Here is an 8,668-nt window from a genome sequence, read left to right as displayed (position 1 = left end):
CGGAGCCAGATGATGTTGCGCTGCCGACGAGGGAGCAGCGACCAGTCCCCGAGCAGCGCGGAGGCCATCGCGTTCCAGGCGAGGATGTCGCCGCGCGCGCTCAGCACCATCGTCGGCAGGTCGTCCAGGCGGTCCAGCAGGCGCTGCACGCTCGGCCGCACGTGCTCGTCGATCCGGCCGGGCAGCGGCGGCGCGTTGCCGGCCAGGTGGAACAGCTCCGCGCGGGCGTCGTCGTCCATCCGCAGCGCTCGGGCCAGCGCGGCGAGCACCTGCGGCGACGGGTGCGGGCCGCGGCCCTGCTCGAGCCGCACCACGTAGTCGACGCTGACGCCGGCCAGCTGCGCGACCTCCTCGCGGCGCAGACCTGGCACCCGACGACGCGAGCCCGCCGGCAGGCCCACGTCCTGCGGCGACAGGGCCGTGCGCGCTCGGCGGAGCACCTGCGCGAGCTCGGTCCGGTCCATCGCCCCAGGATGCCTCACACGCTGCACCGCAGCCGGGTACTGCCGGTCCTAGGGTGCGGCAGCACTGGAAGCCGACGCACGGAGGGCCCACGGTGGGGTCATGACCACCACCACCATCGCCCTCGTCACGGGGGCCACCCAGGGGCTCGGCACGCAGACCGTCCGCCGACTCGCCGCGCTCGGCTGGACCGTCTGGCTCGGTGCGCGCGACGTCGCGCAGGGCGGGCTGCTCGCTGGCGAGATCGACGGCGACGTCCGCGTCGTCCAGCTCGACGTCACCGACGACGCGTCGGTCGAGGCCGCCGCACGCACCATCGACGAGCACAGCGGGCGGCTCGACGTGCTGGTCAACAACGCGGGGATCTCCGGCGGCCTGCGCGACCCGCGCGAGACCACGGCGAGCGACTTCCTACGGGTCTACGGCGTCAACGTCCTCGGCCCTGTGCGCACGACCCACGCGTTCCTGCCGCTGCTCGACCGGTCCGCGCAGCCGCGCGTGGTCATGGTGTCCAGCGGCATGGGCTCGCTCGCGATCACGAGCGACCCGACCCGGTTCGAGTCCACGCTGCTCGGGCTGGTGTACCCGTCGTCGAAGACGGCGCTGAACATGATCACGTCGCAGTACGCCAGGGCCTTGCCCGGCTACCAGGTGAACGCCGTCGACCCCGGGTACACGGGCACGGCCCTCAACGGGTTCCGCGGGACGCAGACCGTGCAGGAGGGCACCGACGCCGTGGTCGCGGCCGCGACCGTCGAGCCGGGGGCGCCGACCGGCACGTTCACCGACCGGTCGGGCGTCGTCCCCTGGTGACGCTCAGCGCGCCAGGCGCTCCACGACCGTCCCGTAGAGCCCGGGCGCGGCCGACGCCAGCGGGACGATGCCGCGACGCAGGGGTGACCGGGCGGCCGCGAGCAGGCCGCGGGTGAGCACCCGGTAGTCCCGCGTGGCGGCCGTCCACGCCTTCTCGTAGGAGGCGTTGGAGCGCGAGACGTCCTCGCCCAGCGTCGCGACGGCCGCCCTCGCCTGCGCGAGCCCGACGCGCACGCCCTCGCCGGTCAGCGCGTCGACGTACCCGGACGCGTCCCCGACCAGGCGCACCCGGCCGGCGGTGCGGCGGGACGTCTGCTGGTGCAGCGGGCCGGCGCCGCGGGCCGGGCCGAGCGTCTCGGCGTCGCCGAGGTGGCGGCGCAGGGCACCGAACGAGTCGAGCGTGCGCTCGTAGTCGTGGTGGGCGGGTCCCAGCAGCGCGACGCCGACGACGTCGTCGGCGACCGGCGTCACGTACGCCTCGACGGACCGCCCCCAGTGCACCTCGACCAGGTCCGTCCACGGCTCCACCCGGAAGTGGCGGCGGACCCCGAAGCGGCGCCCGTCGTCGCGCCGGCGCACGGCCAGGTCCACCTGGCGGCGGACGGTCGAGTGCAGGCCGTCGCACGCCATCAGCCACCGGCCTCGGATGCCCCCGCACCACACGGCGGACGCGTCCTGCTCGACGGCGCCGCCCCGCCCGGGCACCACGACGGCTCCCAGCTCGGCCGCGCGGCGGGCCAGCGCGGCGTGCAGGACCGTCCTGCGCACGCCGAGCCCGGTGGCGGTCGCGAACAGGTGATCGGCCACGCGAGGACCGCGCAGGTACCGGATGCCGGTGAGGACGTGACCCTCGGGGTGCACGCCGAGCTCCGCCAGTGCCGCGACGGCGCCGGGCATGAGCCCCTCGCCGCAGGCCTTGTCCACGGGCGTGGCGCGCGGCTCCAGGACGATCACCGACAGCCCCGCCAGCCGGCCCTCGATCGCGACGGCGAGCCCGACCGGCCCGCCGCCGATGACCAGCAGGTCGGCGTCGTGCGTCATGCCTCTGCGCCCACCGACCGCAGCGCGCGCTCCTCGGTCGGGATGCGGAACCCGAGCAGCAGCACGGCGTTGAGCAGCGTGAACGCGACAGCGGTGACCCAGGCGGTGTGCACCAGGGGGAGCGCCGCGCCCTCCACCGCCACGGCCACGTAGTTCGGGTGGCTCAGCCAGCGGTACGGACCACGACGGACCAGCGCCGCGCCGGGGACGACGATGACCCGGGTGCTCCACTGGTCGCCCAGCGTCGCGATGCACCACCAGCGCAGCGCGTTCGCCGCCACGACGAACGCCAGCGCCGTCCACCCGAGCACCGGCAGGAACGGCCGGTCCGCCACGTGCACCTCGACCACGCACGCCACCAGCAGGCCGGTGTGCAGGGCGACCATCGGCGGGTAGTGCCGCTGACCGGTCTCGACGCCGCCGTGCGCGAACGCCCAGTGCACGTGCCGCTGCGACACCACCAGCTCGGCCAGCCGCTCGAGCGCGACGACGACGATCAGCCAGTCGTACGGGATCACCTACGGCTCCTCGGGCCAGCGCAGCAGGACGGTCTCGGCGCACACGCCGGGGCCGATGGCGAACAGGACGCCCGCCGAGCCCGGGATCTGGCCGCCGGTGTCCAGCTCGTCGGCGAGCACGTGCAGCACGCCGGAGGAGCTGAGGTTGCCGACGCGGGCCAGCGACCGCCAGCTCGCGGCGAACGCGTCCTCGGGCAGCTCGAGCGCGCGGGCCGCGGCCTGCAGGATCTTCGGGCCGCCGGTGTGGGCCACCCAGGTGGCGACGTCGGGGACCTTGAGGTCGTGGGCCGCGAGCAGGTCGACGACGCCCGGCCCGAGGTGTCGTTCGACGATGTCGGCGAGGCTGGCCGCCAGCACGATCCGAAAGCCGCTGCCGCCGATGTCCCAGCCGAGCGCTCCGCCGGTGTCGGGGTACAGCGCGCTGCGCGCCGCGACGACGTCGACGCCCCCGACGACGTCGGTCGCGCGGTCGCTGCCCACCATGACGACGGCCGCGGCGCCGTCCCCGAACAGGCCGCTCGAGACGATGTTGGCCATCGAGTCGTCGCCGTGCTGGAGGGTCAGCGAGCACAGCTCGACGGACACGAGGAGCGCCACGTCGCCGGGGTGCCCCTGCAGGTAGTCCCGCACCCGGGCGATCCCCGCGGCGCCGGCGACGCAGCCGAGGCCGAACACGGGGACGCGCTTGACGTCGGGGCGCATCCCGAGGCGCTCGACCAGGAGCGCGTCCAGCGACGGGGTCGCGATCCCGGTGATGGACGTGAACAGCAGGAAGTCGACGTCGGCGGCCTGCAGCCCCGCCGCCGCGAGGGCCCGGCGGCACGCGTCCGCCGCCAGCGTGGTGCCCTCCCGGATGAAGGCGTCGTTGGCGGCGCTGAAGGACGTCAGCCCCGCGTACTCCTCGAGCGGCAGCGCCAGGTGCCGGGTCTCGATGCCGGTCGCGGCGTGGATCCGGCTGATCGTCGCCAGGCGCCGCGGGTCGGACGTGAGCAGCGGCGCGATCGCGGCGGTGATCTCGCTCTGGGCGTGGACGTGCCCGGGCAGGACAGGGACGATCGAGGCGATCCGCACCATCCGGGCATCGTGTCACGCGGGACGGCGGTCCGTCGCGGTGCAGACACCTTCTCCCCAGCGTGCGTCGGCCTCGCGACCTGCGACGATGACCCGCCAGGTGCAGGGATGCGAACCGACGGGAGGTGCGCCATGCCGGACGAGCCGCAGGCCCGTACCCGGCTGCGCCGCGCCGTCGACCTGGCGCTGGCCTGCCACCCCGGCCCCACCGTCGCCGTGACCGTCTTCTCCGTCGCCATGGCGGCCGGGGCGGGTGCCCCCACACGCACGACCGTGCTGGTCGGGGCCGCGATCCTCGCGGGGCAGCTCTCGGTCGGCTGGTCCAACGACTGGATCGATGCCGCGCGCGACGCGGAGGTGGGCCGCACGGACAAGCCCGTCGGCACCGGCCGGCTGGCGGTCTCGACCGTCCGTGCGGCCGCCTGGAGCGCCGCCGCTGCCTGCGTGGTCCTCTCGCTCGCGCTCGGCTGGCGGGCCGGGCTGGTGCACCTGGCGACGGTGGCCTCCGCGTGGGCGTACAACGTCCGGCTCAAGAGCACCCCTTGGTCGTGGGCGCCGTACGCGTTCTCGTTCGGGTTCCTGCCGCTGGCSATCGCGCTCGCCCTGCCCGGTGCCCCGGTCGCGGCCTGGTGGGCGATGACCGCCGGGGCGCTGCTGGGCATCGGTGCGCACGGCGCGAACGTGGTGCCGGACCTGCAGGACGACCGCGCGACCGGCGTCCGAGGCCTGCCGCACCGCGTGGGCGGGACGGCGACGAGCATCGGCACGGCCCTGACGCTGGTCGCCGCGACCGTGCTGCTGGTGCTGGCGCCGGCCGGTCCTCCGCGGGCGGCCGCCGCGGCCGCGCTGGTCGGCGCCGTCGGCCTGACGATCGTGGGCACGGTGCTGGCCCTCGGCGGCGGTCGCAGCCGCCTGCCGTTCACGTTCGCCATCGCGGTCGCCGCCGTGGACGTCGTCCTGCTCGTCCTGTCCGACTGGGTGGTGCACTGACCCGTTCGGCTTGACTTCGAGCGCACTCGAAGGGGCACGCTGCTGGAAAGCCCCCTGCCGAAGGAGTCCCCCCGTGCGTGTCGGTGTCCACCTCATGCGATTCGACTCGGTCCAGCCGTCCCAGCTCCGTCAGGAGCTGGCGGACACGGCGTCGGCCGCCGACGAGGCGGGCGTCGCCTGGGTCTCGGTCATGGACCACTACTTCCAGATGATCGCGGCCGGGTTCCCGGCCGACGACCCGATGCTCGAGGCCTACACCACCCTGGGCTACCTGGCCGGCGTGACCTCGAACGTCCAGCTCGGCGTGCTGGTCACCGGTGTGACCTACCGGCACCCGGGCCTGCTGGCCAAGATCGGCGCCACGCTCGACGTGCTCAGCGGCGGCCGGGCGACCATGGGCCTCGGGGCCGCCTGGTACGAGGAGGAGCACCTCGCGATGGGCGTGCCGTACCCGCCGCTGGCCGAACGGTTCGAGCGGCTCGAGGAGACGCTGCAGATCTGTCGCCAGATGTGGGACCCGAGCGACGACGGGCCCTTCGTGGGCACGCACTACCAGCTGGCGCAGACCCTGTGCTCGCCGCAGCCGCTGAAGCGGCCCGAGATCCTCATCGGCGGTGGCGGCGAGCGCAAGACGCTGCGTCTCGTCGCCCAGTACGGCGACGCGTGCAACCTCTTCGCGACGAGCCCGGAGGGCGTGTCGCACAAGCTCGAGGTGCTGCGCGGCCACTGCGAGGACCTCGGCCGCGACCCCGCCGAGATCCGCGTGACCATGCTGCACGGCGGCGACGCGCTGCTGCGGGGCGACGTCGACCAGTTCGTCGAGGACCTGCGGCCGTACGCCGCGCTGGGCGTCGAGACGGTCATCCTGCGGCCGCCGGCGACGAGCCTGTCCGCGTGGGTGCGCGACCGCGTCGCCCCGGCCGTCGCGCGCGTGGCGGACCTCGGCTGACGCGCGACGTCGGCCCGGCGCCCCTGAGCGGGTGCCGGGCCGGCCGGCGCGCCTAGGCGGAGGCCACGGCCGTGCCGTCCGCCGCCGCACGCAGCGCGGCGATGTCGATCTTGCCCATGGTGAGCATCGCGGCCGTCGCGCGACCCGCGCGGCCCGGGTCGGGGTCGCTCAGCAGCTCGGGCAGGGCCGTCGGGGTGACCTGCCACGACAGCCCCCAGCGGTCCTTGAGCCACCCGCAGGCGCCGGGCTCCCCGCCGTCGGCGAGCAGGGCGTCCCACACGCGGTCGTTCTCCTCCTGGTCCGGCACCGACACCATCAGCGAGAACGCCTCGGTGAAGCGGTACAGCGGGCCGCCGTTCAGCGCCTGGAGCTCCAGGCCGCCGAGCACGAAGCTCACGCTGAGCGCGGTGCCCGCCGGCTGCGGCGCGCCCTCGCCGTAGCGGGTGACGGAGAGGATGCGGGAGCGCGGGAAGATCGAGACGTAGCGCTCGGCGGCCTGCTCGGCCTCGTCGTCGAACCACAGGAACGGGCTGATGGTCTGCATCGTGAGTACCTCCGGTGTCTGCGACGCGGTGCCGGGCGGCGGTGCGTCGTCGGTCGTGAGGTGGTCGGAGCCGCCACCCGGATCTCGACATCCACGTCCATGGCCGATCAACCCCAGTGCGTCGGCGCGACGAGCCCGGACGGCAGGCGGGTGGCCGGGTCGCCCTGTGCCGCCGCGACCTGCGGCGGCGTGAGGAACAGCGCGCCCGTCAGGTCGGCGCCGTGCAGCCGGGCGCCGCGCAGGTCGGCGCCGAGCAGGTCGGCCAGCCGCAGGTCCGCCCCCCGCAGGTCCGCACCGAGCAGGTAGGCACCGCGCAGGTCGGCGCGGCGCAGGTCCGCGTCGCGCAGGTCCTTGCCGACGAGGTCCGCGTCGCGCAGGTTCCTGCCGCCCGGGTTCCGGGCCAGCGCGCCGGCGCGGGCGAGCAGCGGCCCGACCCTGCCGCGCAGGGCCGCGACGTCGACCCGCCCGAGGGCCTCGGCGTCCCCGCCGGTGAGCGTCACGATCTCGTCGCGAAGCCCGACCAGCTCGCCCCGCACCGCGGACGCCGCCGGGAGCGCCACCGCCTCCGCCAGGTAGGCCAGCAGCTCGTGCAGGTGCCGCATGACGGGGAACACCGCGAACATCTCGGCCGCCAGCGTGGTGTCCTCGCGCCAGCTGCGGTCGCCGAACGTGCCCTGCGTGACGTGCTGACCTGCGCCGAAGCACTCGTACGCGGTGCACCCGGGCATCCCGCGATCCCGCAGCGCGGCATGGATCCCGCACCGGAAGTCGGCCTCGAGGTGGCGGCACGGCTCGCCGGCGGGCTTGTCGAAGGCGAAGTCCGACGACCGCGCGAACGGCAGCGCGACGCAGCACAGCCCGACGCACCGCGCGCAGTCGGACCGCAGCTCGATCGGGAGTGCGGGCACCGTGACCTCCATCGGCTCGAGGCTAATCGCGTCTGCCGTCGGCAGATCCGCCCACGGCAGACCCGGGGGTCGACGGGCCCGACCGCGTGCCACGGTCGAGGAGTCCCGCACCGACCAGGGAGGTACTCATGATCACGGCCCGCGCCGCGGAGGCACCACCGCTCCGCCCGTTCGACGACGACCTGTCCACCCGCCTCCTGCACCAGCGCATCGTGGTGCTGGGCCAGGAGGTCGACGACACCATCGCCAACCGCGTCTGCGCCCAGCTGCTGCTGCTGTCCGCGGAGGACCCGCGCCGCGACATCGCGCTCTACATCAACTCGCCGGGCGGCTCCGTCAGCGCGGCGCTCGCGATGTACGACACCATGCGGCTCATCCCCAACGACGTCTCCACGCTGGCGATGGGCCTGGCCGCGAGCGCCGCCCAGTTCCTGCTCAGCGCGGGCACCCCCGGCAAGCGGTTCGCGCTGCGGCACTCGCGGGTGCTCATGCACCAGCCGTCCGGCGGCATCGGCGGCACCGCCATCGACATCGCCATCCAGGCGCAGAACATGGCCCACGTGAAGCGCACCATGCAGTCGCTCACCGCCGAGCACACGGGTCAGTCGGTCGAGACGATCGAGCGCGACGCCGACCGCGACCGCTGGTTCACCGCCGACGAGGCCGTCGCCTACGGGTTCATCGACCGCGTCGTGGAGCACCTCGACGACGTCCGCCCCGACGCGCACCTGCGGCGAGCAGGCCTGTGATGGCCGGCCAGTACACGATCCCCGTGGTGATCGAGCAGCGGCCCACGGGGGAGCGGGCGTCCGACGTCTACTCGCGGCTGCTCAGCGACCGGATCATCTTCCTGGGCACCGAGATCGACGACGGCGTCGCCAACGTGGTCATCGCGCAGCTGCTGCACCTGCAGTCGGAGAGCCAGGACTCGCCGATCCACCTGTACATCAACTCGCCCGGCGGCTCGATCACCGCGCTGCTGGCGGTGTACGACACCATCCAGTACATCAAGCCGACCGTGGCGACGTTCTGCCTCGGGCAGGCCGCCTCCGCCGCGGCCGTCCTCCTGGCGGCCGGGACTCCCGGCAGCCGCCACGTGCTCGAGCACGCGCGGGTGCTGCTGCACCAGCCGTCCGGCGGCGGGGAGGGGACCGCGGCGGACCTCGAGATCCAGGCCCGCGAGATCGGCCGGCTGCGCGAGCAGGTGGACGAGATCCTGCACCGCCACACCGGTCAGCCGCTGGCTCGGCTGCGCACCGACACCGAGCGCGACCTCATCCTCACGGCGCAGCAGGCCGTCGACTACGGCCTGGCGGACCGCGTGGTGACGACGCTCAAGGAGGTTCCTCCGCTGGCGTGAGGTGGTCGGCGT

General features: G+C 74.6%; 11 protein-coding genes. 5 read left to right on the top strand and 6 right to left on the bottom strand.

Going from position 1 to position 8,668, the window contains the following annotated elements:
- The coding region (locus ACXJKG_RS04875; protein ID WP_456844638.1) for an MmyB family transcriptional regulator at window positions 1-464 on the bottom strand (464 nt) is incomplete at its 3' end.
- Between the two features lie 100 nt (window positions 465-564).
- Between ACXJKG_RS04875 and ACXJKG_RS04870 the strand changes: the two genes are divergently transcribed.
- Window positions 565-1,275, top strand: a complete 711-nt coding sequence (locus tag ACXJKG_RS04870; RefSeq protein WP_456844637.1) for an SDR family NAD(P)-dependent oxidoreductase — start codon at window positions 565-567, stop codon at window positions 1,273-1,275.
- Between the two features lie 3 nt (window positions 1,276-1,278).
- Here ACXJKG_RS04870 and ACXJKG_RS04865 read toward each other — a convergent pair whose 3' ends face one another.
- From ACXJKG_RS04865 to ACXJKG_RS04855, 3 genes are read right to left on the bottom strand one after another with little or no spacing between them, the layout of a single operon-like run.
- Window positions 1,279-2,316 carry an FAD-dependent monooxygenase gene (locus tag ACXJKG_RS04865; RefSeq protein ID WP_456844636.1) on the bottom strand — a complete coding sequence of 346 codons (1,038 nt, stop codon included), beginning with the start codon at window positions 2,314-2,316 and terminating at the stop codon, window positions 1,279-1,281.
- Window positions 2,313-2,834: an isoprenylcysteine carboxyl methyltransferase family protein gene (locus ACXJKG_RS04860; protein WP_456844635.1), complete on the bottom strand. Its 522-nt coding sequence runs from the start codon at window positions 2,832-2,834 to the stop codon at window positions 2,313-2,315. The genes ACXJKG_RS04865 and ACXJKG_RS04860 overlap by 4 nt, the downstream gene beginning before the upstream one ends.
- Window positions 2,835-3,908, bottom strand: a complete 1,074-nt coding sequence (locus ACXJKG_RS04855; RefSeq protein WP_456844634.1) for a type III polyketide synthase — start codon at window positions 3,906-3,908, stop codon at window positions 2,835-2,837.
- A 129-nt stretch (window positions 3,909-4,037) separates the two neighbouring features.
- Here ACXJKG_RS04855 and ACXJKG_RS04850 point away from each other — a divergent pair, with 129 nt between their 5' ends.
- Both ACXJKG_RS04850 and ACXJKG_RS04845 read left to right on the top strand, forming a co-directional pair.
- Window positions 4,038-4,895: a UbiA family prenyltransferase gene (locus ACXJKG_RS04850; RefSeq protein WP_456844633.1), complete on the top strand. Its 858-nt coding sequence runs from the start codon at window positions 4,038-4,040 to the stop codon at window positions 4,893-4,895.
- A gap of 73 nt (window positions 4,896-4,968) precedes the next feature.
- The gene (locus tag ACXJKG_RS04845) at window positions 4,969-5,844 is read left to right on the top strand and encodes an LLM class F420-dependent oxidoreductase (protein WP_456844632.1); all 876 of its coding nucleotides are present in this window, start codon (window positions 4,969-4,971) and stop codon (window positions 5,842-5,844) included.
- Window positions 5,845-5,896: 52 nt separating this feature from the next.
- Here ACXJKG_RS04845 and ACXJKG_RS04840 read toward each other — a convergent pair whose 3' ends face one another.
- Complete coding sequence (locus tag ACXJKG_RS04840) at window positions 5,897-6,388, bottom strand: VOC family protein (protein WP_456844631.1); 492 nt, start codon at window positions 6,386-6,388, stop codon at window positions 5,897-5,899.
- Between the two features lie 107 nt (window positions 6,389-6,495).
- Window positions 6,496-7,308: a pentapeptide repeat-containing protein gene (locus ACXJKG_RS04835; protein ID WP_456844630.1), complete on the bottom strand. Its 813-nt coding sequence runs from the start codon at window positions 7,306-7,308 to the stop codon at window positions 6,496-6,498.
- A 116-nt stretch (window positions 7,309-7,424) separates the two neighbouring features.
- On the opposite strand from ACXJKG_RS04835, the gene ACXJKG_RS04830 reads away from it, so the two are divergent.
- Window positions 7,425-8,045, top strand: coding sequence for a ClpP family protease (locus ACXJKG_RS04830; protein ID WP_456844629.1), 621 nt, complete (start codon window positions 7,425-7,427; stop codon window positions 8,043-8,045).
- Entirely contained in the window at window positions 8,045-8,656 is a 612-nt protein-coding gene (locus ACXJKG_RS04825) for a ClpP family protease (protein WP_456844628.1), read from the top strand. Before ACXJKG_RS04830 ends, ACXJKG_RS04825 begins: the two co-directional genes overlap by 1 nt.
- Window positions 8,657-8,668 lie beyond the last annotated feature (12 nt).

Source organism: Cellulomonas sp. P5_C6, assembly GCF_054049635.1.
This window is presented reverse-complemented; position numbering and strand designations above follow the sequence as displayed.